The following is a 23,073-nucleotide window of genomic DNA, read 5'->3' as shown; positions in this document are numbered from 1 at the left end:
ATAGAATGAAAAGCTGGGTTCCTATTCATATGCGGAGAAAGCGATTTTTACCACATGAACCACGAGAGAAAATCTACGATTGAGATTTTCTCATTTCACTCGGACGGAATCTTTGCCCATGATCGTCTCGATCATGCGCATAAGATCCTTGGTCGGATCGACCCGATACTGGTCGCTCAAGGCCAAGAGCTTGTTGCTGCTTTCATAGAAAAGCGCAACCGCGAGCTGGCCCTTATGCAGCTTCAGCAGCGCCTTCAGCTGCAGGAGCTTATCCGGCTGCTCACAGTCAGCCGTGATCTTGACGAACACGCGCTGCGGCTTCGCCTCGGGGGCCGCCTGCGTGACAGGAGCGGCGCTGCGCGAGCCGCTCGGCGGGGCAGCCGGGCGCGGCGTACGATCCCTGACGCTGTCAGGGGATCGTCGCTGCGCCGCAGGCTGCCTGCGAAGCCGCTGGACGGCCTCCGGGTCGTCCAGCGCGACCAGCTGCTCCGCGAGCAGCTTGGGCGGGTCCTCGTCCTGAAGCTGCAGCTTCGCACGGACGAGGACTAGTCTGCCCTTCTGCACGAGCGGAGCCGATTTCTTCCAGGTCTCGGGGAACAAGACCACCTCGACTTTATCAATGCGATCCTCCAGCTCCATGAACGCCATGGGATCGCCTTTTTTGGTGACGATCGTCTTATTCGAGAGGATCATCCCGGCAACAAGGACATCGCTATGATCTGGAAGCTCCGTTAGCTGATGCAACATCACGGCATCCAGCTCTGCCAGCTGTTCGGTATAGGCATCCAGGGGATGACCAGAGATATACATACCAAGTAGCTCTTTCTCCAGCTCAAGCTGCTTGGATTGCGGCATCGGCGGGATGTTCGGCACCTCAACCTCCCAGTTCGGCTCTTCAACAAATCCGAAGAGATGAAGCTGTAAATCGTCCCGTTCCTTGCGCCATTTCGTAGCGGAAGCAATCGTTTCATCTAGGACTGCGAGATGCCCAGCACGATGCCCGCCAAGTGTATCGAAAGCTCCGCCTTGAATGAGTGATTCAACCACTCTTTTATTAACTACGCGAAGGTCGACACGTCGGCAGAAATCCAGCAAGCTCTCAAACGGCGCTTTCTTTCTCTCACTAAGAATTGCATCTATAGCTTGTGTTCCTACATTTTTGATGGCGGCCAAACCAAATCGAATGGCGCCGGCGCTCGAATCTGGCGTAAACACCGTTCCGCTGCCATTGACATCCGGCGGGAGCACCGCAAGCTTCACACGTCGACATTCGTCCACGTACTCAGCAACCTTGCGATGATTCCCCATAACAGCGGTCAACATCGAAGCCATGAAATAGATCGGATAGTGCGCTTTGAGGTAGGCGGTTTGGAAGGCAAGCACGCCATACGCCGTCGCATGCGCACGCGGGAAACCGTAATCCGCAAATCGCACGATCATATCGTACACATGATTCGCCTCATCGGCATTAAATCCTTGACGCAAGCTCCCCGAGACGAAATGAGTCCGTTCTTCATCGAGTACTTCCCGCTTCTTTTTGGAAACAGCTCTGCGCAATAAATCTGCTTCACCTAAGCTGAACCCTGCCATTGACGAGGCAATTTGCATGATTTGCTCTTGGTACACGATGATGCCATAGGTGTCCCGTAGAATAGGCTCTAGTGTTGGATGCGGATAAACAACCTCCACCAGTCCATGCTTACCTGCAATATATTTCGGTATAAATTCCATCGGACCCGGGCGGTACAAAGCCAAGACGGAAATAATATCTTCAAATTCAGAGGGCTTCAAATCCTTCAGAACCTTGCGACAGCCTGTTGACTCCAATTGGAATACGCCTGTTGTTTCCCCTCTGCTGAGCATCTCGTAGGTGATATCATCCGAATCCATGTTGAGGAGATCAAAGTTAATCTGAACTTCCTCCATTTGAGCCAGCCAATCCACAGCTCGTTCAATAATTGAGAGGGTCCTTAGACCCAGAAAATCCATCTTGAGGAGTCCGATTGCTTCCAAATGCTCCATTGTATACTGCGTGAGTGCCGTCTGAGCCGTCCCCTCTTGCAGAGGCACGTAGTGCGTCAAAGGCTCACGAGAAATCACAACGCCAGCAGCATGCGTAGAGGCATGACGCGGCATCCCTTCAACACGCATAGCCATCTCTAGTAGTTCTGCGGTCTTAGGCTGTCTGGCTACCATTCCTTTCAAATCAGAGCTCACCTGAAGAGCTTCCTTCAGTGTCATCCCAAGCTGATTTGGAATCGCTTTAGCGGCCCGATCCACGTCCCCATAAGGCACACCCAGGACACGCCCCACATCCCGAACTGCGGCCTTAGCCGCCATCGTTCCGAAGGTAATGATTTGCGCAACGTGTTCATGACCATATTTGGCAACGACATAGTCAATCACTTCATCCCGTCGTTCATCGCTGAAATCAATATCGATATCGGGCATGGAGATCCGTTCCGGATTCAAGAACCGTTCAAAGAGCAGCTTATATTGCAACGGATCGACATTCGTAATACGCAGCACATAAGCAACTAAACTGCCTGCGGAGGAGCCCCGCCCTGGCCCCGTCATGATCCGTTTCTCATGCGCGAAGCGAATAAAATCCCATACGATTAAGAAGTAATCGGAAAAGCCCATATTCGCAATGACACCAAGTTCATAGGCTAGGCGATCTTCCGCCTGTTTTCTCATGGGATGGCTCGCATCATGCCACTCTGGCTTACTGCCATAACGCTGTTCCAACCCTTGCTTGCACAGCTCCTGCAAATAAGCCCCCGCAGTGAAATGCTCAGGAATCGGTCGGAAGCTTGGTAAAATCGACTTCCCGAACGTCAGTTCGAGATCACAGCGTGAAGCAACCTCAGCTGTATTCGCAAGCGCTTCAGGCACATGGACGAATAACCGCCGCATTTCCTCTTCGCTTTTCAAATACATCTGACTCGTTCCCATCTTGAGCCGATCTGTGTCATCCACTGTTTTGCCGGTGCCGATACAAATAAGAATGTCTTGCATCACATGATCCGGCTCTGTTACGTAATGCACATCATTCGTGGCGATTAAAGGAATGCCAGTTTCTTTGCTCAATTCAATCATGGAAACCATCACTTTTTTCTGCTCAATCATGCCGTGATCTTGAATTTCCAGAAAGAAATCGTCACCGAAAATGTCGCGATAACGCTCTGCCGCATTGCGCGCCTCATCATACCGGTTGTGGAGCAAATGTTGGGAAACTTCACTGCCTAAACAAGAGCTTAGGCAAATCAGCCCCTCTGAGTGTTGGGCCAGATGTTCTAAATCAATACGCGGTTTATAATGAAAGCCCTTTAGATGTGCAATCGAAGTGAGCTTCATGAGATTCTGATAGCCTTTGAAATTCTTCGCTAGCAAAATAAGGTGATAAATCGGCTGCTCCTGCCGTGTTCCTTTATCGCGAATGGAACCCGCAGTAAAGTAAACTTCACACCCAATAATTGGTTTGATGCCACGCTGTTTGCAGGCTTTGTAGAATGCAATCGCCCCATACATGACACCATGATCCGTCAAGGCCAGAGAGGTCATGCCAAGATTAGCCGCTTGTGAAACAAGCTCCTCCATCCGTGCCGCACCGTCTAATAAACTATATTCACTATGCACATGCAGATGTACAAACGAACTCATCCGCAATTCCCCCCTTCTTTCATGAATTATTCCTTACATTTTATCATATTGGAGCTAGCCAGTCCCATACAGTAGTAGAGAGAGTTTGTCCTCCCAACTCAGTAGAAAGGAAGCGATTAACACATGGCTGGCTTTTGGGCAAGTATTATCATGTATTTCTGCATTGCATTTGGGGTCGTATTCGGAGGCAGCATGCTAAGCGGTATAGCAGCCGTATTAACCTTGCAATCTCCCACAGAAAAAATGTTGACCATTTCGGAAAATATTAAGATTTGGGCGATGGTCGCTGCGGTTGGCGGAACCATTGATCCAATCCGTTATATTGAAAGTCACGTGGCCATTGGCCATCTCAATCCGGCAATCAAACAGATTGTCTATATCATCGTTGCTTTTACAGGAGCACAATTCGGAACTGCGCTCATTCAAATGATCTGCAAGGGAGGCCATCAGCCTTGAGAATCCCTCCTTTTGCCCGATATCAACGACTGCTTGCGAGCTTTGGACTGCTGTTGTCGGGAGCGATCATTGGGAGCGCTGTGTATATGAGCATTCATCATCACACGTATAATGAGTTGTACGTGCAATTGCATAAAGTTTTACAGGAGAATGAAGATCTCGAAATCGATATCGCTAACTTAAAAAAGACTAAAAATAATCAAACGTTAGTTAATGTAGTCAATGTTCATCTGCTTCCCAAAAATGACACTGACATCTTTAGCGAGGATATTCAGAAAGAAATTGAAGGTGATATTAAAAGTGAGCTCAAGGTCGTCATTGGCCAAAAGGCATCATTCGTAGGAGATGCCCAGCCCCTCTATGAGAAGCTAATTACGCAAAGAACTTATTTTCTACATGATAAAAAGTATGTTGTCCAAGTCAAATCCATTGTGTTGATCCAAACGGAGTTAACCATTTGGATTACGGCCGAGGAGAAAAAAACATAAGATGAATTCGTGTCTCATCTTGCAATCCCGTCCTAAACTCGCTAAAGTTAATTGTAAATTCTACATAAAGGGACGGATTGTACCTATGCACGCCATTCAACTCACGTTATTTATTCTTATTTGCCTACTACTCGGGCTCACTTTGTTCTACAGCATTCGCTCCAGACGCGAGTCAGATGCTGCCAAGCGGGGCTTGTATACGGCCCGCATGAACATTTGCATGGGATTCATGTTAGTTCTCATTGCAATTACGCAAATCTTCTTCTTCAGCGAATCCAGCTTCCGCCGCATCTTCGGCACGGTACTCGTGTTGATCGGTGTTTTCAATGTATTCGTCGGAATCCGTAATCACGGGCACTTCGATCGCCTGCTGCGTTAGATCACTTGGGCGGTTAACATCGCCTTCGATACCAGGGCTCCTGCATGATAAATTTCTACATCAATCTTGCCAAATTTACGGCTCACCTCGATGATGGTGGGCCGTATTTCTATTTTGGAATCTATTTGAAGCGGCTTCAGAAAATAGGTCGACATATTATCCATAACGAGGTCACCCTTCTTATGCTCTTGCACAATTCGGTAAGCCGCTTGCGTCATGAGCGTCGTAAGAACCCCCTCTGAAACAGTCCCCAAATGATTCGTCATCTGTGGCGTGATCACACCATGAAATTGCAGTTTGCCCTTCTCATCTCTTACTTCTTCCATCCCGGACCAGATCAAATCTTCAAAGGTTTCACCGTTCTGCGGCTGCTTCTGGATTGATTGCATTGCCTTTAGGATATCGCTGCGGTTAAGCACGCCGACAATTTTCCGATTCGTATCCACGACCGGCAGCAGTTCAATCCCTTCCCACACCATCATGTGGGCGGCAGACGCAACTGAAGTCTGAGGTGAAACGGTGAGCGGATTCCTTGTCATCAATTTATCGACGGATTGCTGCGTGCTTGCACCAACCATATCTTTGGACGTCACTACACCGATAATGCGATTCCACTCATCGACGACGGGAAAACGGCTATATCCCGTATCCTCGGACATACGCTGCCAATCCTTCAATGTACTGTTCGCTTTCAGTGCGAAGAGCGCTGCGCCAGAGGCGAGAATATCTTCCACGAGCATGATTTTCTTTTTGATCAAACGATCGTAGATCGCTCTGTTAATCATGGATGCGACGGTAAACGTGTCATAACTGCTTGAAATAATCGGCAGCTCCAGTTCATCCGCCAGCACCTTGACCTCGGTACTCGTATTGAAACCACCCGTAATTAATACGCCCGCACCCTGCTCTAAAGCGCACAGATGTGCCCGATTACGGTTACCCACGATGAGCAGGCTGCCTGCCTCAATGTAGCGCATCATCGCATCTTGCTCCATGGCGCCGATGACGAACTTGTGCAGCGTCTTATGCAGACCCTTCGCCCCGCCAAGCACCTGACCATCCACCATATTCACAACCTCGGCAAAGGTCAGTTTATCAATGTTCTGACGAAGTTTTTTCTCAACACGAACGGTTCCGATCCGTTCTTTGGTTGAAACGAGTCCTTGATTTTCTGCTTCTTTGATCGCGCGGTATGCCGTGCCTTCGCTGACTTCCATATTTTTGGCGATTTTGCGCACGGAAATCCGACTGCCTAACTTTAAGTCTTCAATATGCCGCAAAATCTGCTCATGTTTCGTTAATGTATCGACGGAATGTGTATCCAACTGTTACACCTCATTCACTAAATACTGTATTAGTCTGTACTACTAGTATAAGCGTTCTAGCAAGTAAGAACAATGAGGGTTCGTGAGAAGAAAAAGCATCCAACCCTATTGGATTGGATGCTGCATCATCATTATATCAAACATATGTTCGATGTCAAAGATTTGATCATTCTTTGCCTACTTACGGAATTGCAAAAGCTTGCGTCGGCCTTGCACGAGTTGCTCCATTTGCCATTTCTTCATCCGATTGATGCGGAGCTGCTGCTTGCGCTTTTCTTCATCTACACCAAGGATTTGGTGTAAATGCGCGGCAATGATGAGCAAGGCCATCACGAGCCAGATGACACTAAATATCATCGGCAAGGAACCAACCTCACGGAATTGTAGTTGTGGAATGGAATAAAATAACATGCCGACTGCCAAACTCATGTACACAACATTTTTAAAACCTTTCAATGGGATCACACGCCTTTCGCTTCAAATAATCTCGAACCTATCTCTACCTATTTCCATTGTATGAGACAAGTACTAGATATATGAACGTATGGGCTCATGAGGGCCAAGCTTATTCCACTTCGAAGCCTTGGCTGGCCAGAAAGGCTTTCATATGCTTTCTTGGACGCTGCGCTTTCGCAGCCATTTCTTTGGACCAGCTCGTATCAACTTTGCCGCTGGTACGCACATTCATGTAGTCGCGGATCGTCTCGTCGTATGCCTCGACCGCGCCGTTGTTTAGCGTATACCGATTCTCATGGTATACGGCTTCAAGCGGGAGCCGCGGGCGATGCAGCGGCTCTTGATCCGGCATGCCGATGCACATGCCGAAGATCGGGTACACGAGCTGGGGCAGGCCCAGCAGCTCGCTCACCTCAGCGGGCTTGTTGCGCAGCCCGCCAATGTAGCAGACGCCGAGGCCGAGTGACTCGGCGGCAATCGCTGCATTTTGCGCAGCTAATGCAGCCTCGACCGTGGCAATGATGAGATTCTCAGCATTGCCGGTAACCGGCGTGTCCACGTGTTGGTGGACCGCCTCCGCGTAGCGGTGCAGGTCTGCGCACCACACGAGGAATAGCGGACACTCGCTGACGTAAGCTTGATTGCCAGCTAGCTCGGCTAGCTGGCTCTTCAGGTCAGCATCCGTCACATGAATCACGCTGAATGCTTGCATATTACTCGAAGTCGAGGCGGCTTGCGCAGACTTGATAATCGCCTCGCGTTGTTCTTCGCTAACAGGCTCATTCGTAAATTTGCGGATGGAGCGATGACTTTGCAAGGTTTCAATGATGGCGTTCATTGTCTGGATCCACGTCCTTTGTCTCATTTCTATTAGTATCCCTGAAATATGACCAATTTTCAAATCCAAATCAGAGTGTAGTATGTCAGAGCTTGCGCTGGTAAGGTGGCGGTGCTGGATGCAGGTGATGCGGAGGGCTGATGCGGGCTATGGGGCCGCAAATTAGATCGAAAACTGCAAATGTGCATCTTTTTTCCAAATTCTAGCTTCATAACTAGTAAATTAATGCGATTATGCAACTTTATCCGATGAAAACCCACTTTCTTTGAGAAATAACCTAAAATTACTGCATATTTGCACTAACTCCCTATCTCCACGAAAAAACTCCCACAAAAACTGCATTTTCGCAGTTTTGCGGAAGCTATTTTTGTATGAATCAGCTTTGTAGGGGGTTACTTTGTGCAGGTTGCTTTTGTGTAGTTAATGAGGCTCCCCTCAACCAAACCTTATTTCATCAACACTTTTCTCACCTTACGATACAGCAATGTTAATGTCCATGGTATGGCCACAATCAATACAAACACAATCCCGTTGTAGACATTAAATAGTAGAATCGAACCCGGCATATGAACCTTGTATTTCCACAAGGACAATAAGGCAGGATGCATTAAGTAAACGCCGAAGGACATCATCCCGAGGGAAACGAAAAACTTACCCACCCGCTTCCATTTTAACAGGAGCTCCTTAGCCATCCAGATCATGCTCACACCCATGCCAAGATTGTACATCAACCACGTAATCTCAAACCAGGTATTTTCGAAGGAATATCCCCTTGATGCTAATAAATACAGCCCCGTGTAAACCAAACCACTCACTATGGAGGATGGAATTACCCACCCTTTGTTGTGATCCAACCATGCGCGGAAATTCCCATAGTTCATCCCGATGGCACCGCCAACGAGGAAATAGCCGAAATAGGTGATACATAGCTCAGGCTTATGACTAATCGGACCAACCCAGTGGCTGTAGATGTAGACACCTGCTTGAATCGCTAAACCCCAAAAAGCCAGCGTTTTACGAAACCATGCTGCATTTCTTACGGCCCAAACGAGCAGCGGAAACAGCAGGTAGAACTGCACGATAATGATCATAAAATACAGATGATAGCCCGAATCTGCCCATTTTAACTGCTCAAGAAAAACGCTTAGATCTACTTTTATTGGATGCTCTGGCGTCCAAAGCCATGGATTATATATATAGTAGAAAAAGGACCAAACGATGTAGGGGACAAGCACTTGCCGAACACGTTTCCAATAGAAAATACCGGCTTGCTTAGCGCTCCAATTATCCGCATAAATATAGAACAACACGATGCCGCTCAAAAATATAAATACGGGAACAGCAAAATAACTTATTTTGTTCAGGAATAAAATAAACAGCTGTGTGCTACTGCCTTTCAAAGCTGGATCCACTGTCCAGTCCGCCGTTACATGAATCAGAACCACAGCAAGGATCGAAATTGCTCTGACAATATCAAGCTCCGTAATTTTTGCTTTTGCCATATCGGTTTACTATCCTCATTTCATAATAAATACCCTTTTACTATAGACATTTTCGACATGTTTCGCAACATGTGAACAAGCAAAAGAGCCCCAATCGCATCGATGGGAACCTGAATCACCCTTGCTTGGTTTTCCCTGCTTGAACTTGACGTTTACGCGTTGAAAGTTGAAATCTAACTAGCGTTAAACCTACTAAAATCATTGCCGTCCCGAAGTACATGAGTGAAGCCCATTCATACTTGCTATCCGTTCCGATCATAATGCGGTGCAGCAGTGACAAAACAAAAATCGGATAGGACAACATATGAAGGGCAAGCCATAGCTTTCGTTTTAGCTTCTGCCGAATATCCGTTGTAAATACTACGATTAATAAACCGTACATAGCGAGCGTGCCCAAGCCGTTCAAAATAGGATTATTTTTCGCTGTAAAAGGGATTAGAAGTTCCGCCCAGTCGAAAGGCATGAAAGTATCTATAATGAGAAGTACCGTATGTAGGAGAGCAAAACAGGTTCCCGTTAGATTCGTATAAGTGTGCCAGCGTAGCAGTTGCCCCTTCTTGCGCCCATGGAGCTGAGGAAAGCTGTAGGTGATACCGATCGCCATTCCAACAAACAATGTCAGAAAGGAAAGAATACCATTAGCCTCATCATACGTGTGTCAATGAGGTGATGCTTCTGCCCTCCCCTCGTTTGCCAGCGCCTGCGCAGTATGCTGGAAGTAGCTATAGCACCCGTTCTTAGTTGAAGCGTAGCTTCACGTGCAGGATCCGATTCAAAGGGATTGGCAATGCCAATGCACCATAGCTCGCTCTCCGACGCTCCACCCCACACTTCCACATCGCCGCCTGCCGAAGTTGTTTGGCTAATTGGTGCGCTGTCCAGCTTTTCACAAATCCTCCGAAATCCAACAGGTGACCTGCCGAGATTCGAACCGATTTCATCCAGGGATCCTCTTGCGGCGCCACACCCGGTGCTGTAAAGGGAGAATGCTGTTCAAGCTCAACTATACTTTCCTTTATTCCCTCAAATAATTGTCTATAGCTAGGATACGTGACTTCGTGTGTGGGGCTTCTCTAGTTTAGATGGGGGGTCCGTCTTCTTCTGAGTTACGATTGTTGATGCATTCAGCTTCGAATTAGCAGCTTCTCGTACAGCTATGAGAAATTCAGGGCTTTCTTTGACTTCCTGAATTGAAACTCACACGAATGAATTCGCATGATTCTTGGATTAATTCTACTAATGCAGAATAGATACCCAAGCGTGATCCGCAATTCCTGCGGAGTTAGCGATGATTAACTAACCGCTAGCCTGTTTAATCCTTCTTGCTTGATGTTTTGACTCGCATTTACGTCACGGTCATGATGGGTGCCACATCCCAAACATGTCCATTGACGCAAAGCAAGTCGTTTTACATCTGGATTGCGATGCCCGCACACATGACAAAGCTGGCTAGAAGGAAATTCCTTCGAAACAACACTGATCGTACGATCATACCAATTAGCTTTGTACGTGACATAGGTACGAAATGTTGACCAAGAAACTTCGGCAATCGATTTTGCTAATCGCTGATTTTTGAGCATCTTATTCACGGGTTTTGAACCAGTGGTTGAATCTCCACTTCACATACGAGTGATGCGAAATATTTACCTGATGCATTCTGACGAATCGTTGCCGAAAGCACACGACCTTCCATGGCTCTGGAATTTGCAAAGCGAACACGACCCAGTTTCGGTAGTTTTAGCATGTTACCATCAACTGCAATATTGCCATTCGTGTATTTGGTCGTATAGCTTTGAACGGGATTTTTCCTGCTCTTATAACGCGGTGCATCAGTTTGCTTCTTAAAGAAGCGGTCAAGGCTGTCCGCTAAGTTCCGAACTGCTAATTGTAAGGCAATACTATCAACGCCTTTTAACCATCCAAAACTTGCCTTTAACGAAGGAAGTCCAGTTGCACATACATTGTAAGATAGTCCTTTTCCTGTTGTGGCATACGTATCGTTCCATTGTGTTAGGAAGTAATTAAAAATGAAACGGCAGGAACCAAATGTTTGACGAAGGAGGCTCTCTTGTTCCTTTGTCGGGTAAATCCGGTAGTTATATGCTTTATGTGATAGCATGCAAAGCCTCCATTCAAAAGGGCTGTAGAACTATTACAGCACATACGTTCGCTTATGAAACTACCTATTCATCTCATCACTGAAGTAATGAGAGTTCTCGACTATGCATAAATAGACCACAATCATCGCACTCACGATTCCGATCTGCCATTTTGTCCATTTGGAGGATGCTTTCATACCTAACCCATCCCATCTCTCTAATTAAGAATCTAAGCTCAGTATACGTGGTTGAAGACCTCAAATCCTGAGCAAACCCTAAAAATTAGCTGAAAACTCCGTGAAGTTATGTTTGAAGAATGGGCGCTTTCCTTCATATGCCTAGGAACAAAGGCAAATATGTCCTCATATGATGGAGTAGTTTACTTTGCTAAGCAGTAATGCCGTTTGTGTACACATAAGAAAGTTTAAGTTTTCGGATATCGAAACAAATTTCTTATTGGCGTTAAAATTTACCTTTAAACGCGGTCGATCATCCTTGAATAGCCTCGACAGGGATTTTCTTATGCTGGAAGGAGTGTTCACTATTGACCAGAACGAAAGTTGGCGTATCCATTCAAAGCACCAGCATCTATTTGGATGATCGGACCGTTGTTCTAAGTGAAGCCATTGCAAGAAAGTGGAAAGTTCCGTCCAATCAAATGATTAACATGCGATTCGGCTCATACCAGCAGGATGTCAAAGTGGTCACAGCTGCGGTACCGAATAGCCTCCGTGTCGACCCTGCACTTGCATCCAAGATTGGTCTACATCAAGGGGCACGGCTTACTATCAACTATAAGCCAACTTCGAATACAATGTCGATCGGACCTTTAATTGGCGTCATGATTAGCCGCGTGAATACGAGTTCCCCCAGCCGCCCTTTTGGTCCTATTACCACTTTTTGTAAAGAGTTGACCGACGCTTGTAATCAAGTAGGGGCTAGTGTGTGTTTCTTCCCTCCACAAGAGATGCATGCCAATCCACAAACAATTTCTGCTTATTCGTATGCGAATGGTTCTTGGAGTAAAAGAACATTTCCGATTCCCAATGTGATCTACAATCGACTCACTTCGCGGAAGTACGAGAATATGACCAATGTTCAACAGTTCATGAAGGACGTCAAATCGCGTTATGGCACGGAAATCTTCAACGAGAAATATTTGAACAAAACAGAAGTTTTCGAAGCTCTTCGCAAAGATAGCTCCTTGCACAGCTACTTACCAGAGTCTTACCTTTTCAAAAACTTTCAAATGTTGAAATCAATGGCTGCTCGCCATAGTGCTCTTTTCCTTAAACCGATTACTGGAAGTCTCGGCAATGGCATTATTCGTATTCGCAGAGAAGGTGGCGGAGAAACCTATACGGCTCATTCAACAAGCCTTGCCGGTGTGCGCAGACAGACCTTCCCATCCCTTCTAGCCGTCTTTCAGTCCGTATCTGGGAAGCTCAAGACACAGCGTTATCAAATCCAACAAGGACTTGATCTCATAACTGCAGAGGGAAATCCCATTGATTTCCGAGCACTTGTTCAACGTGGTGAAAAAGGAGAATGGGAAATCACTTCCATTGTAGGTCGGATTGCAGGCAGCCAGCACTTTGTATCTAACCTTGCACGCGGTGGAAGCTTATCAACGGTTCCTGAAGCATTAGCCAAAGCTGGCTTCTCCACGCCAACTCGCGCCTCCATTATTCGGAGACTACGCAAAGCCTCATTGGACATAGCGAAAGGGATCGAAACCCAAATTCCCAGTCATTTTGGAGAACTAGGGATTGATCTTGCCGTTGATCGAGCAGGCAGAGTTTGGCTTCTGGAAGTCAACTCCAAGCCATCTAAGGATGATAATACAGCACTAAATACCGATACCAATAAAAATAAAATTAGACCTTCTGTTAGAACGCTAGTCAAATACGCTCGTTTTTTAGCGAAGTATTGAGGTGAAACATGCGATTGCGAACACAGCGCCCTTTGTTAGGCATCATGGTAACCGAACTGAACCGAGAACTTCCATTTGCTAGCGCAAGCTTTTATCAGAATCTGACGGCTCACGGAGCTAACGAAGGAATTGATGTGTTTGTCTTCTCACCAAATCGCATCGAATGGAAGCAAGAAATGGTAAGAGGCTATATGTACGATAGGACACAGCAGGATTGGATTACTAAGCTGTTTCCCCTTCCTACACTCATCTATGATCGCTGTTTCTTCAGCAATAAACATAGTTATCTCACCTATCAATATCACGTGCGCAAACTGCGTGCGATGCCCTCTATTCGGTTTCTTGGCTACGGTCTAAGCGGAAAGTGGGAAGTGGGCCAGATCTTACAGAAGGATCCTGCACTCCATCCTTACTTGCCAGAAACCAGCCGACTCCGTAACCGTCACCAGCTCGAAATCTGGTTTCATAACAGAGCAGATGCCTTCTTAAAGCCTCAAGGCGGAAGTCAAGGCAAAGGTGCGTTACACATTCACAAAGAAGGCATGGGGTACAGCGTACAAGGACGAGATGGACATAACCATCCTATTACAGGTGAGTTCAAGGAGTGGCCTTCCTGCTGGCAATGGCTGAAGAGCGTGTTAGGCTCACGTCCCTACCTCCTGCAAGAATATTTACATCTCCACTCGATGAACGGAATGGCTTATGATGTACGATCCTTAGTTCAGAAAAATGGTCGCGGTAACTGGGAACAAACGGGTATGGCCGTTCGCGTTGGTAAACCTGGAAGTATCACTTCCAATCTGCATGGCGGGGGCACTGCCGAAGATGTGAGTGATTTTCTAACCAGAGAATTCGGTGAAATGAAGTCCGATCAGCTGATTAACACGATTGCCATGCTCTCCAAGCACATTCCGACCTTCTTGGAGTCTTATCATGGTCGACTAGCCGAGCTTGGTATTGATTTGGGGATCGATACTGACGGACGTATATGGATTCTTGAAGTGAATTCGAAGCCGGGCAGAACGATTTTTGCCCGTTTAAATAATGAACGAGCACGTATGAAATCAATTGCAAATCCGATCCACTATGCTGGATTTTTGTTAAACAAACAGCTGAGCTGAGTTAGCTAAGCTTTGTTTGAACGTGCTCATGGGGGCAGAAGGTCATATCTGCCTGTTTTGACACGGAAAGCCCCGTAGGGCAACAAGTTTAGGAGGGTAACCTAATGAGTTTGACATCGTGTATGCTCCACGCCGTACAACGAACAGATAGATCGGTCTACTTAACGAGTGATCTCGCCAAAGCTTTACGGTTAACCGGAACTAAATCCATTACTGTAAAGGTTGGGAGTAAAGGGACTTCGTTACCGGTCCGTTTGATCAAAAAAAGTGGTCAGCATATGTACATCCCGCTTTCCTTAATGGCCTCCTTGCGTATTCCTCGAACTGGGAATGTGCTAGTTGCTAATACCAATAATAAAGAGCTTCGAATTGGTCCACTTATCGGTGTGTTAACCAATGTAGAGAGTGGTACATCGCCCTTCGGCTCCATAACTGGCTTCATTCGCCAAGTCATTAATACAGGTTCACATCGCTCCTTCAGCTTCGCTTTCAGTCCCAGGAATGTGAACTGGATTCAAGAGACTGTGTCAGGCCTAGTCCCGAAAGAAGGCGGAGGTTGGATGCGTAAAACATTCCCGCTGCCAGACGTTATTTATAACCGGCTATCCAGCCGCAAAGCGGAGAAATCAGCAGGTATGGAGGGATTTAAAAATCGCTTCGTGGGGCGGGGTATTCCGATCTTTAACTGGAGCTTCTTTGATAAATGGGATGTTTATAAAATGTTAGACGGCGACGACGCATTTCGGTTCGTTCCTGAATCCAGAATTAATCCCACTGCTGAACAAATCAAAGAAATGCTTGATAAACATAAATTTATTTACTTGAAACCAACAGCAGGGAGCCTTGGCATCGGTATTTATCGTGTAACCTATAATCCGAAGCGTGGTTATTTCGTCCGTTACCGGAAAGCGAATAAAAATGTTCTGATTCGCTATGCCAAATTCGAAAGCTTGATGCAAATGCTGGGGACAGGACGCGGACGCTTAGCAAGCTACGTTGCCCAACAAGGGATTCGACTCATCGAAATTGATAATTGCCCGATTGATTTCCGCTTCCACTTGACGAAAAACGGTAATAATCAATGGGTTGTGGCAGCGATTGGTGCGAAGAAATCCGGTAAAGGCAGCGTCACAACGCATATCCGCAACGGGGGGCAACTCATGACACCTGAGCAGGTTCTACGTTTAGTTTATGGGGGACGTGCGGAGCAAATTCTAGACAATGCCAAGGAAACGGCTATCAAACTTGCCCAAGGTATTGAAAATAACTATGAGCATTTACTTGGCGAGCTTGGCTTCGATATCGGGATTGATCAGAATGAAAAAGTGTGGATGTTTGAAGCCAATGCGAAGCCGGGTCGATCGATTTTCAAGCATCCTTCTCTGAAAGACGGAGATGCTGCCACCATTCAAAGTGTTTATGAGCACTGTCTTTATTTGAGCCGCTTCCGCTCAAGGAGGGAAAACTAATGGGTTTTACCCTTCATGAGAAAGTACCCAAACCTACATTGGCCATTCTCACAGTGAAAGACAGTTCCCGTGTATTTCGTGGGAACTTAGATAACTTTCTTGATTTGATAAAAACGGGTGAGCGCTATGGCCTCGACGTTTATGTCGTGACAACGAAAGATTTCAGCATATCGAACTCTGAGATGTACGGTTATCGCTTTCAACCAGGTGCTAATAAATGGAGCAGGGAACTTGTTCCCTCTCCTCAAGTTGTTTACAATCGAATCCCCTACCGTAAAATGGAAATGAGACCTGAGGTTCAGCAAACCATTCAGGCCTGTAAGCGCAGTACGAGTATCCATTTATTCAACCCTTCCTTTTTTAACAAATGGACATTATTCAGTTGGTTGAATAGTGCCAAAGAAAGTAAACCTTACATGCCCGATACACAGCAAATGAACGAGGTTTCCGATCTCTCAGAATTATTAAAGAAGCACCCCGTGCTCTACTTGAAACCAGTTAAAGGTAAAGCCGGGATGGGCATCATGCGAATAGATCGCGTGTCCACCAAACCGAATCATGGACAATATCGTCTGAGCCGTCAAGAGGACAAAAAAATGGTCTATAGCTATCATAATTCCTCAGATGAGATTTGGCAGGAATGGGATCGACATAGCGGCGCCCAAGATTATATCGTCCAACAGGGGATTGCGTTAACCAGATTCAAAGAACGTGCTTACGATCTGCGTGCATTAGTCCAGAAAACTTCTAAGGGTGAGTGGAGTGTTTCTGGTGTTGGCGCACGTGTAGCAGGTAAAGCAAGCATCACAACACATGTTCCGCGCGGTGGATCGATTGACGAACCACGGAAGCTGCTCACTTATGCTTTTGGAGCAAAGGGAGCCAAAAACATTCTAAATCGCGTTCGGACTGCGGCGATAACACTTGCCACGCAAATAGAGAAATCCTCTGGTAATCCACTTGGGGAAATGTCCATGGATATCGGTGTTGATACGGCAGGACACATCTGGTTTTTTGAAGCTAATTCAAAGCCAATGAAATTCGATGAACCCCGGATCCGCCAGAAATCGCTTGAACGGATTATTCAATACAGTCTTCATTTGATCAATAATCGGAGAAGAAGGTGATTATGCTTGGCTCAAGAACGACTAGGCGTACTCGCTATCTATTTAAACAACTCTCGACTTGAAGAACTTGCCTATTTCAAACTGCTAAGTAAGGAAGGCCAGAAGCTAGGTGTTCAAGTCGAGGTGTTTACTCCGGCGGATGTACAAGGAAACGCAGTGCGAACACTCACATTTGATTCCAGTCGAGGAAGATGGCTTCGAAAGTACACGACATTACCTCCCATTATCTACGATCGCTGCCGCTATAAAGCCGCGGCGAATTATCATATGCTTCAAGCGTTCCGCAACCGCCATGCCAAGCTGATTTATTTAAGTAAACCGCTCGCCAATAAATGGGCGATGCATCAAACACTCTCCACAAGCGGAGCAATTCGTCCATATCTACCAGCAACGGTCCGATACAGCAACATCCACGAGTTAATGAGGTTTCTGAAAAAGTATAAGCTTGTCTATGTCAAACCGAAGAATGGCACCGGAGGAAGAGGCATCATGCGAATTGAACAGCTTTCCTCCGATCTATATTTGTTACAAGGTAGAAATCAATACCGATCGATCATCGCGCCGTTCAGAGCTAATGAAAGACAGCTGGCGATTAAGTTGCATACGCTGAATCTGAGTCCCGACTATGTCGTTCAGCAAGGCATCCATCTGACACTGAATGATGGCCGTGTTCATGACTATCGTTTGCTCATTCAGAAAAACGGTCAAGGTGAATGGGAAGTAACTGGCTGCGCTGGAAGAATTGGTCCTCATCGCAGTATTACCTCCAATCTTCACGGGGGCGGCACTGCGGTAACGCAAGATCGATTGTTGAGGTATCGCTTCACTTCCCCTGAGAAAATAGAGGCAATCAAGGACGAGATGAACGATTTTGCCTACAAGCTTGCAGACTATTTAGAGGTCAAATTCGGCAAGCTGTGTGAACTCGGTATGGACATCGCCGTCGATCCCAAAGGCAATGTATGGCTTCTCGAAGTGAATCCGAAGCCTTCGCGAGAGGTTTTTCGCAGGATTGGTCAGCACGCTATCTACCAGAAGGCCATAACAAGACCGTTGGAATATGCCCTTTGGATGCTGCAGCAAAAAAATAAAGGCTCTGAGAATTGACTGAATTGAGTAGATTGCACATGAAAAACAAGAAAACCTGAGACAACGAGATCGATTCTCGTGCTCAGGTTTTTCTATATATGCTGCCTAGACCAGCTTACATATGCCCAAGATGCCCCATCGTTTGCACAAAAATTTGCTCGATATGCTCATCGTCCAGGGAGTAATATACCGTCTTTCCTTCTTTGCGTCTTTTGACAATTTGCAGGTCTCTCAAATACCGTAGTTGATGTGAGACGGCTGATTGCTCCATCCCGATTCGCACCCCAAGATCGTGAACACAGAGCTCCTGCCTCAGTAAGAAGTAGATGATTTTAACACGCGTAGGATCTCCTAAAGCTTTAAAAATCTCCGCAATCCCAGTCGCCTGCCCATCGGTTAGCTCACCCTCATGCTCCGTTTTGGATATATCCGCATGCCCGCAGCTGCAATCATCGGTTACCGCAATGGCTTCCAGTAATCCTTTGTCCATAGAAAATCCTCCTATCTCCGTCACCTATTTTATACAGGAAGAGCGCTGTGATTGTTCGTTGATTTTTCGATTTGGATGGTCGCATGCGTGATGCCAAACTGCTTCTCGATGACGGTAATCCCTTGCTGAAGAATTTCCTGACTGTCTCGATCGTCCTGAATAAGCAAATGACAACTTAAGGCCTCAATCCCCGATGTAATCGTCCACACATGCAAGTCATGAACGTCAACGACACCGTCAATCCCTTCTAATACTTGTTTAACAGTCCCGATAGAAATAGAACCTGGAGTCCCTTCCATCAAGATATGCAGGGTTGATTTCAGGACGCCCCAAGCTCCTTTTAAAATAAGTAGAGACACAATAATGCTGATAATAGGATCCACCGCATACCACCCGAAGAGCAGCATCACAGCGCCAGCTATGATTGCACCTACAGAACCTAAAGCATCACCCAAAATATGCAGATAAGCGCTGCGCAAATTCAGATTGCCATGTACATCTCCTTTACGCATGAGCGACCAGGCGCTTATTAAATTGGCTATAAGACCTATGCATGCGATGAGCATCATGGACCCGCTGGCAACGACAGCAGGATGAAGGAAGCGTTCAATGGCTTCCCAAATAATGAGACCCGCAATGACAAATAACGTCACTGCATTAAAGAGTGCTGCTAATATCTCAAACCGGTGAAATCCGAAGGATAAACGAGCCGAGGACGGCTTCGCTGCAAACCATAAGGCTAGGAGACTTAGCGCCAATGCGCCAGCATCGCTTAGCATATGACCAGAATCAGAGAGCAGCGCTAAACTATTCGTCCAAAGACCGCCAGCAAATTCAAGTACCATAATCCCTGCGGTTATGCCTAGCGCAATGAGCAACCCTTGTTTATTCCCCGTAGGTCCATGGTGATGGCCATGTCCGTGATGATGGTGTCCGTGACCATGATGATGGTCGTGGTGATGGCTGTGGCCCTCATGGTCATGATGCCCCTGCCCTTTCTTCTCATCTCCATGGTCATGTCCACATGCGTGGTGTTTTTCCGAATCGTGCTGGTGCATGGCATTCCCTCCCTAGCTGCTCTGCTCACTACTTGTGTTACAGATGACCCTATCGTGAGGACAATTATATATGAGTGATTACTCATATGTTAATAATAAATAAGTAAGCTTGCCAGTGTCAATAGGCTTCACCAAAAATGAAAGACCGATTCATCGACTCACGCATAGTGAGCTTGAATCGGTCCAAATCCTAATCTATTTTGCTTACTTAGGTCCCCGTTCCTGCCTTATTCGCCACTGCATCAATCACGTCTGGGTCTAACGTAATTGTCGCACTAAAAACGGTCGTGGATATGGAAAAATCTCCTGTAATTCCCCCGCCCGCTCCTGTATACGTTTTGGAGGCACTCGTCGGGGCAATGACACACGTATCTCCGTTAATCAGGTTTCCTTCATTCCTTATGATATTAAATATTCCTACAAAAGAAGGCATTCTGATCAGCACCTTTATCTCTCAATGTGCTACAGTGTATGCCCAAGGATCCGGCTTTGCGACAACCTGAGTGAATTAGGACATATAATCAAGCAGCTCTGTAAATCGTGCAATTCGAATATGCGCGCCATCTAGCTCACCAGCTTCTCGAAAGCCCGCATAGTCGCAAGCTGCAACCGTGAGGTTATTACGAAGACCTGCCTCCACATCGGACGAGCGGTCTCCGACCATCCAAGCCGACTGAATCCCGTGGGTTTCAAGCAACATTTTTACTAAATCTACTTTCGATCTCGTTTGATATTCACCAGCGCTGTACAAACCTTCGAATAGATGTGCAAGCCCCTTCGCTGCAATGACCTCTTTGACATATGCCTCTAAGCCATTGCTCGCTACAAATAATCGAACGCCTCTGGCATGCAATGACTGCAAAGTTTCCGCCACGCCATCGTACAGCACCCCGCGGCCCTCCAAAAGTCCCTGTACCTGGTACTTGATCAATAATTTATCAGCTTCCTGATGTGTGGCAATAGGCGCTTCTGGCATAACACGCATCCATATATGTTCAAGGAGCATGCCAAGAGCTCCTAGGATTCGTTCTTCTGGCGGCGTCTCACCCTCGAAAAAGCCTCTTGCTCGTAGCTCGTCGAATGTCGCATGGTACGCTGGTAAAAGTAAGGTTTCCGTTTGAAATAAGGTCCCATCCAAATCAAAAAGCATCGCTTCTGGCAGTTGTCCCCGAGTAGTCATCTTCTTGCTCCTTATATGTATAAAATAGTTGTAATGATCTTAGTTAAGAATGGCAAACATACCCATGTAAGTCAATGTACAATTAAAATAAACGACTACTCCGTCCTTCTTGTACTTCTCACAGTGTTTATCAAAAATATAGACAATGTAGAAAGTGAAACTTATACGCTCTATATTTCATGGCAAAATGGTTATTGCTGATCCCCAAAAAATCAGTTATGATTGAAATGAGAATAATTTAAACCAAAAATGATACTTTCACGCAAAATAACCCCAACTCCAACTAAAAAAATAAAAAGCGAGGAATAACGATAATGAACCTTCATATTTTCCAAAATCAACAAGAATTAAACGAGGCAGGTGCAGGCATTATAACCTCCCTGGTTCAAATGCAGCCGAAAGCCGTTCTTGGCTTAGCCACTGGGGGCACACCCGTAGGTATTTACGAAGAGCTTGTGAAAGCCTATGATAAAGGCCGTGTTAGTTTTAAACAGGTAACGACCTTTAATTTGGACGAGTACGTTGGCTTACCTGTCGACCATTCAGAAAGTTATCATGCTTACATGCAACAACACTTATTTGCACACATTGATCTTCCTGCCGAGGCTGCCCATATCCCGAATGGCAATGCCGCTGATTTGGAAGCGGAGTGTGAGCGATTCAATCAACTTTTAGATGATGCGAAGCAAATTGATTTGCAAATACTAGGCCTTGGCCATAACGGACATATCGGCTTTAATGAACCCGACGATTCCTTGATTAGCGGCACACACCGTGTTGAACTGAAAGATGAAACACGTGAAGCCAATGCGCGTTATTTCGATTCGATTAACGACGTGCCTACGCACGCTTTGACGATGGGAGTCGGTACGATCCTAAAAGCTAAAACCATCTTATTGATCGTACGCGGCGCCGATAAAGCCGAAATCGTTCATCGTGCCCTGACGGGACCGATTACCACAGAAGTTCCTGCTACACTGCTTCAAACTCATCCTCACCTTGTTGTACTTCTTGATGCTGAGGCTGGGAGGCTTTTTGAATGAGCGAGCTTCTCATCTCAGGTGCCAAGATTGTTACGGAACAAGGCATAATTGAAAATGGGTTGGTTCACGTGGTTGATGGCAAATTGGCTTACGTAGGTGAACAATCTGGCTGGCTGGCGGACACAGCTAGTCCTAGTGCCGAACGTATCGATGCTGGCGGCAAATGGCTGCTGCCAGGCTTCATCGATGTTCACGTCCATGGCGGCTACGGCGCGGATTTCATGGATGCGAACGCTGAGACATTGGATACGATCACACGTTATCATGCCTCGCATGGCACCACCGGTATGCTGGCAACGACGATGACGGCTACCCGTGAAGCGATTGATCGCGTGCTTGTCGAAGTACAGCGCTATAAGGAGCAAGGGATGCCTTATGCTCAGTTGCTAGGCGTGCATCTTGAAGGGCCGTTCATCTCCCCCAAATGGGCGGGAGCTCAGGATCCGAAGCTCATGGTCACACCGCAGCTTGACTGGTTGAAGGATTGGCATGAGCGGTTCCCGCAGCTCATGAAGCAGTTGACCTTGGCCCCCGAACGCGAGGGGGGCCTTGAGATGATCGCGTGGCTGCGCGATCACGGCATCGTTGCCGCATGCGGCCACACGGACGCCAGCTACGCCGACATGCAGTCGGCGGCGGACGCGGGGCTCTCGCATGCGGTGCACACCTTCAACGCGATGAAGCCGCTGCATCATCGCGAGCCTGGAACCGTCGGTGCGGTCCTCACCGACGCACGCATCAGCGGCGAGGTCATCGCCGATGGGATTCACGTGCATCCAGCAGCGATCAAGCTGCTGACGATGGTGAAGCAGCCGCATGGCTTGCTGCTGATCACGGACGCCATGTCCGCCGCTGGGCTCGGCGACGGGCAGTACGACCTGGGCGGCCAGGCCGTCACCGTGCAGTCGGGGGTTGCCCGGCTGACGGAAGGCGGCGCGCTCGCCGGCAGCACGCTGACGATGATCGATGCGCTCCGCTTTATGGTGCGCGAGGTCGGTGTCAGCGTCGCAGACGCGAGCCGCTTCGCGAGCGGCAATCCGGCGAGGCTGCTTGGCCTCGAAGCGACGCACGGCTCGATTGCTGAAGGCAAACAAGCCGACCTGCTGCTGATCAGCTCGGAGCTTGAGCTTGAGCAGGTTTGGGTGCGCGGTGCAGCGATGAAAGAAGCTTAATCGTGGTTGTCTAACTAGATAAATGGCATAAGAAAACGTGGTAGCTCAGTTAATCAACAATGAGCGACCACGTTTTTACGTTAATTTTATCTAGCATATTGACTGATTCCATTCGCCGGGCTGCTTCTGCGCACGAGTTAATCTAGTTTGATCTTCCTTATCCGATTTTTCGATTAGCTCGGGAC

General features: G+C 47.1%; 22 protein-coding genes and 1 pseudogene. 10 read left to right on the top strand and 13 right to left on the bottom strand.

All coding sequences use genetic code 11. From position 1 onward, the window contains the following. Positions 1–90: 90 nt before the first annotated feature. Positions 91–3,663, bottom strand: a complete 3,573-nt coding sequence (locus tag AC58PQ_RS05435) for a DNA polymerase III subunit alpha (RefSeq protein WP_497240940.1) — start codon at positions 3,661–3,663, stop codon at positions 91–93. A gap of 123 nt (positions 3,664–3,786) precedes the next feature. On the opposite strand from AC58PQ_RS05435, the gene AC58PQ_RS05430 reads away from it, so the two are divergent. The 3 genes from AC58PQ_RS05430 to AC58PQ_RS05420 all read left to right on the top strand — a co-directional run bounded on the left by AC58PQ_RS05430 (position 3,787) and on the right by AC58PQ_RS05420 (position 4,986). Then, positions 3,787–4,119: a YtrH family sporulation protein gene (locus AC58PQ_RS05430; RefSeq protein WP_477590243.1), complete on the top strand. Its 333-nt coding sequence runs from the start codon at positions 3,787–3,789 to the stop codon at positions 4,117–4,119. Further along, entirely contained in the window at positions 4,116–4,607 is a 492-nt protein-coding gene (locus AC58PQ_RS05425; protein ID WP_497240939.1) for a sporulation membrane protein YtrI, read from the top strand. The genes AC58PQ_RS05430 and AC58PQ_RS05425 overlap by 4 nt, the downstream gene beginning before the upstream one ends. An 85-nt stretch (positions 4,608–4,692) precedes the next feature. Then, positions 4,693–4,986 carry a YtpI family protein gene (locus AC58PQ_RS05420; RefSeq protein WP_497240938.1) on the top strand — a complete coding sequence of 98 codons (294 nt, stop codon included), beginning with the start codon at positions 4,693–4,695 and terminating at the stop codon, positions 4,984–4,986. On the opposite strand, the gene AC58PQ_RS05415 is transcribed toward AC58PQ_RS05420, so the two are convergent. The 8 genes and pseudogenes from AC58PQ_RS05415 to AC58PQ_RS05380 all read right to left on the bottom strand — a co-directional run bounded on the left by AC58PQ_RS05415 (position 4,983) and on the right by AC58PQ_RS05380 (position 11,226). Then, complete coding sequence (locus AC58PQ_RS05415) at positions 4,983–6,311, bottom strand: DRTGG domain-containing protein (RefSeq protein WP_477590238.1); 1,329 nt, start codon at positions 6,309–6,311, stop codon at positions 4,983–4,985. The two genes, AC58PQ_RS05420 and AC58PQ_RS05415, sit on opposite strands and share 4 nt — an antisense overlap. A gap of 177 nt (positions 6,312–6,488) precedes the next feature. Further along, complete coding sequence (locus AC58PQ_RS05410) at positions 6,489–6,776, bottom strand: hypothetical protein (RefSeq protein ID WP_477590237.1); 288 nt, start codon at positions 6,774–6,776, stop codon at positions 6,489–6,491. Between the two features lie 100 nt (positions 6,777–6,876). After that, a complete protein-coding gene (gene nfsA / locus AC58PQ_RS05405) occupies positions 6,877–7,605 on the bottom strand; it encodes an oxygen-insensitive NADPH nitroreductase (protein ID WP_497240937.1) in 729 nt (242 codons plus the stop codon). A gap of 446 nt (positions 7,606–8,051) precedes the next feature. Further along, complete coding sequence (locus tag AC58PQ_RS05400) at positions 8,052–9,107, bottom strand: acyltransferase (protein WP_497240936.1); 1,056 nt, start codon at positions 9,105–9,107, stop codon at positions 8,052–8,054. A 115-nt stretch (positions 9,108–9,222) separates the two neighbouring features. Continuing rightward, positions 9,223–9,741 (bottom strand): ferric reductase-like transmembrane domain-containing protein, encoded by a 519-nt coding sequence (locus AC58PQ_RS05395; RefSeq protein WP_497241297.1) that lies wholly within the window; start codon positions 9,739–9,741, stop codon positions 9,223–9,225. Then, positions 9,726–9,938 carry an FAD:protein FMN transferase gene (locus AC58PQ_RS05390; protein ID WP_497240935.1) on the bottom strand — a complete coding sequence of 71 codons (213 nt, stop codon included), beginning with the start codon at positions 9,936–9,938 and terminating at the stop codon, positions 9,726–9,728. Before AC58PQ_RS05390 ends, AC58PQ_RS05395 begins: the two co-directional genes overlap by 16 nt. Next, positions 9,845–10,048 carry a hypothetical protein gene (locus AC58PQ_RS05385; RefSeq protein WP_497241308.1) on the bottom strand — a complete coding sequence of 68 codons (204 nt, stop codon included), beginning with the start codon at positions 10,046–10,048 and terminating at the stop codon, positions 9,845–9,847. The genes AC58PQ_RS05390 and AC58PQ_RS05385 overlap by 94 nt, the downstream gene beginning before the upstream one ends. Before the next feature lie 351 nt (positions 10,049–10,399). Beyond that, positions 10,400–11,226 (bottom strand): annotated as a pseudogene (locus tag AC58PQ_RS05380) (RNA-guided endonuclease TnpB family protein). Between the two features lie 524 nt (positions 11,227–11,750). Here AC58PQ_RS05380 and AC58PQ_RS05375 point away from each other — a divergent pair. The 5 genes from AC58PQ_RS05375 (at position 11,751) to AC58PQ_RS05355 (ending at position 17,963) form a co-directional block, all read left to right on the top strand. Then, on the top strand, positions 11,751–13,139 hold the full coding sequence (locus AC58PQ_RS05375) for a YheC/YheD family endospore coat-associated protein (RefSeq protein WP_497240934.1): 1,389 nt from the start codon (positions 11,751–11,753) through the stop codon (positions 13,137–13,139). Positions 13,140–13,147: 8 nt separating this feature from the next. Beyond that, positions 13,148–14,260: a YheC/YheD family endospore coat-associated protein gene (locus tag AC58PQ_RS05370; RefSeq protein ID WP_497240933.1), complete on the top strand. Its 1,113-nt coding sequence runs from the start codon at positions 13,148–13,150 to the stop codon at positions 14,258–14,260. Positions 14,261–14,364: 104 nt separating this feature from the next. Beyond that, entirely contained in the window at positions 14,365–15,729 is a 1,365-nt protein-coding gene (locus tag AC58PQ_RS05365; RefSeq protein WP_497240932.1) for a YheC/YheD family endospore coat-associated protein, read from the top strand. Next, positions 15,729–16,856 carry a YheC/YheD family endospore coat-associated protein gene (locus tag AC58PQ_RS05360; RefSeq protein WP_497240931.1) on the top strand — a complete coding sequence of 376 codons (1,128 nt, stop codon included), beginning with the start codon at positions 15,729–15,731 and terminating at the stop codon, positions 16,854–16,856. Before AC58PQ_RS05365 ends, AC58PQ_RS05360 begins: the two co-directional genes overlap by 1 nt. A 6-nt stretch (positions 16,857–16,862) precedes the next feature. After that, positions 16,863–17,963 carry a YheC/YheD family endospore coat-associated protein gene (locus tag AC58PQ_RS05355; RefSeq protein ID WP_497240930.1) on the top strand — a complete coding sequence of 367 codons (1,101 nt, stop codon included), beginning with the start codon at positions 16,863–16,865 and terminating at the stop codon, positions 17,961–17,963. Positions 17,964–18,060: 97 nt separating this feature from the next. Here the strand turns inward: AC58PQ_RS05355 and AC58PQ_RS05350 are convergent, their stop codons facing one another. The 4 genes from AC58PQ_RS05350 to AC58PQ_RS05335 all read right to left on the bottom strand — a co-directional run bounded on the left by AC58PQ_RS05350 (position 18,061) and on the right by AC58PQ_RS05335 (position 20,673). Further along, positions 18,061–18,435, bottom strand: a complete 375-nt coding sequence (locus AC58PQ_RS05350) for an ArsR/SmtB family transcription factor (protein WP_497240929.1) — start codon at positions 18,433–18,435, stop codon at positions 18,061–18,063. Between the two features lie 29 nt (positions 18,436–18,464). Next, the gene (locus AC58PQ_RS05345; protein WP_497240928.1) at positions 18,465–19,493 is read right to left on the bottom strand and encodes a cation diffusion facilitator family transporter; all 1,029 of its coding nucleotides are present in this window, start codon (positions 19,491–19,493) and stop codon (positions 18,465–18,467) included. Positions 19,494–19,701: 208 nt separating this feature from the next. Then, on the bottom strand, positions 19,702–19,926 hold the full coding sequence (locus AC58PQ_RS05340) for a spore germination protein (RefSeq protein ID WP_497240927.1): 225 nt from the start codon (positions 19,924–19,926) through the stop codon (positions 19,702–19,704). Between the two features lie 75 nt (positions 19,927–20,001). Continuing rightward, positions 20,002–20,673, bottom strand: coding sequence for an HAD family hydrolase (locus AC58PQ_RS05335; protein ID WP_497240926.1), 672 nt, complete (start codon positions 20,671–20,673; stop codon positions 20,002–20,004). 314 nt (positions 20,674–20,987) lie between these two features. Here AC58PQ_RS05335 and nagB point away from each other — a divergent pair, with 314 nt between their 5' ends. Both nagB and nagA read left to right on the top strand, forming a co-directional pair. Next, positions 20,988–21,716 (top strand): glucosamine-6-phosphate deaminase, encoded by a 729-nt coding sequence (gene nagB, locus AC58PQ_RS05330; protein ID WP_497240925.1) that lies wholly within the window; start codon positions 20,988–20,990, stop codon positions 21,714–21,716. Next, entirely contained in the window at positions 21,713–22,888 is a 1,176-nt protein-coding gene (nagA, locus tag AC58PQ_RS05325; protein ID WP_497240924.1) for an N-acetylglucosamine-6-phosphate deacetylase, read from the top strand. Before nagB ends, nagA begins: the two co-directional genes overlap by 4 nt. Positions 22,889–23,073: the final 185 nt, after the last annotated feature.

The sequence above is a fragment of the Paenibacillus sp. J22P143 genome (assembly GCF_059692035.1).
This window is presented reverse-complemented; position numbering and strand designations above follow the sequence as displayed.

Coding starts and splice junctions, on each gene's coding strand:
- AC58PQ_RS05400 (WP_497240936.1), bottom strand. CDS start 9,107: ATGGCAAAAGCAAAAATTACGGAGCTTGATATTGTCAGAGCAATTTCG.
- AC58PQ_RS05365 (WP_497240932.1), top strand. CDS start 14,365: ATGAGTTTGACATCGTGTATGCTCCACGCCGTACAACGAACAGATAGA.
- nagB (WP_497240925.1), top strand. CDS start 20,988: ATGAACCTTCATATTTTCCAAAATCAACAAGAATTAAACGAGGCAGGT.
- AC58PQ_RS05350 (WP_497240929.1), bottom strand. CDS start 18,435: ATGGACAAAGGATTACTGGAAGCCATTGCGGTAACCGATGATTGCAGC.
- AC58PQ_RS05430 (WP_477590243.1), top strand. CDS start 3,787: ATGGCTGGCTTTTGGGCAAGTATTATCATGTATTTCTGCATTGCATTT.
- nagA (WP_497240924.1), top strand. CDS start 21,713: ATGAGCGAGCTTCTCATCTCAGGTGCCAAGATTGTTACGGAACAAGGC.
- AC58PQ_RS05345 (WP_497240928.1), bottom strand. CDS start 19,493: ATGCACCAGCACGATTCGGAAAAACACCACGCATGTGGACATGACCAT.
- AC58PQ_RS05420 (WP_497240938.1), top strand. CDS start 4,693: ATGCACGCCATTCAACTCACGTTATTTATTCTTATTTGCCTACTACTC.
- AC58PQ_RS05370 (WP_497240933.1), top strand. CDS start 13,148: ATGCGATTGCGAACACAGCGCCCTTTGTTAGGCATCATGGTAACCGAA.
- AC58PQ_RS05335 (WP_497240926.1), bottom strand. CDS start 20,673: ATGACTACTCGGGGACAACTGCCAGAAGCGATGCTTTTTGATTTGGAT.
- nfsA (WP_497240937.1), bottom strand. CDS start 7,605: ATGAACGCCATCATTGAAACCTTGCAAAGTCATCGCTCCATCCGCAAA.
- AC58PQ_RS05385 (WP_497241308.1), bottom strand. CDS start 10,048: ATGAAATCGGTTCGAATCTCGGCAGGTCACCTGTTGGATTTCGGAGGA.
- AC58PQ_RS05360 (WP_497240931.1), top strand. CDS start 15,729: ATGGGTTTTACCCTTCATGAGAAAGTACCCAAACCTACATTGGCCATT.
- AC58PQ_RS05435 (WP_497240940.1), bottom strand. CDS start 3,663: ATGAGTTCGTTTGTACATCTGCATGTGCATAGTGAATATAGTTTATTA.
- AC58PQ_RS05340 (WP_497240927.1), bottom strand. CDS start 19,926: ATGCCTTCTTTTGTAGGAATATTTAATATCATAAGGAATGAAGGAAAC.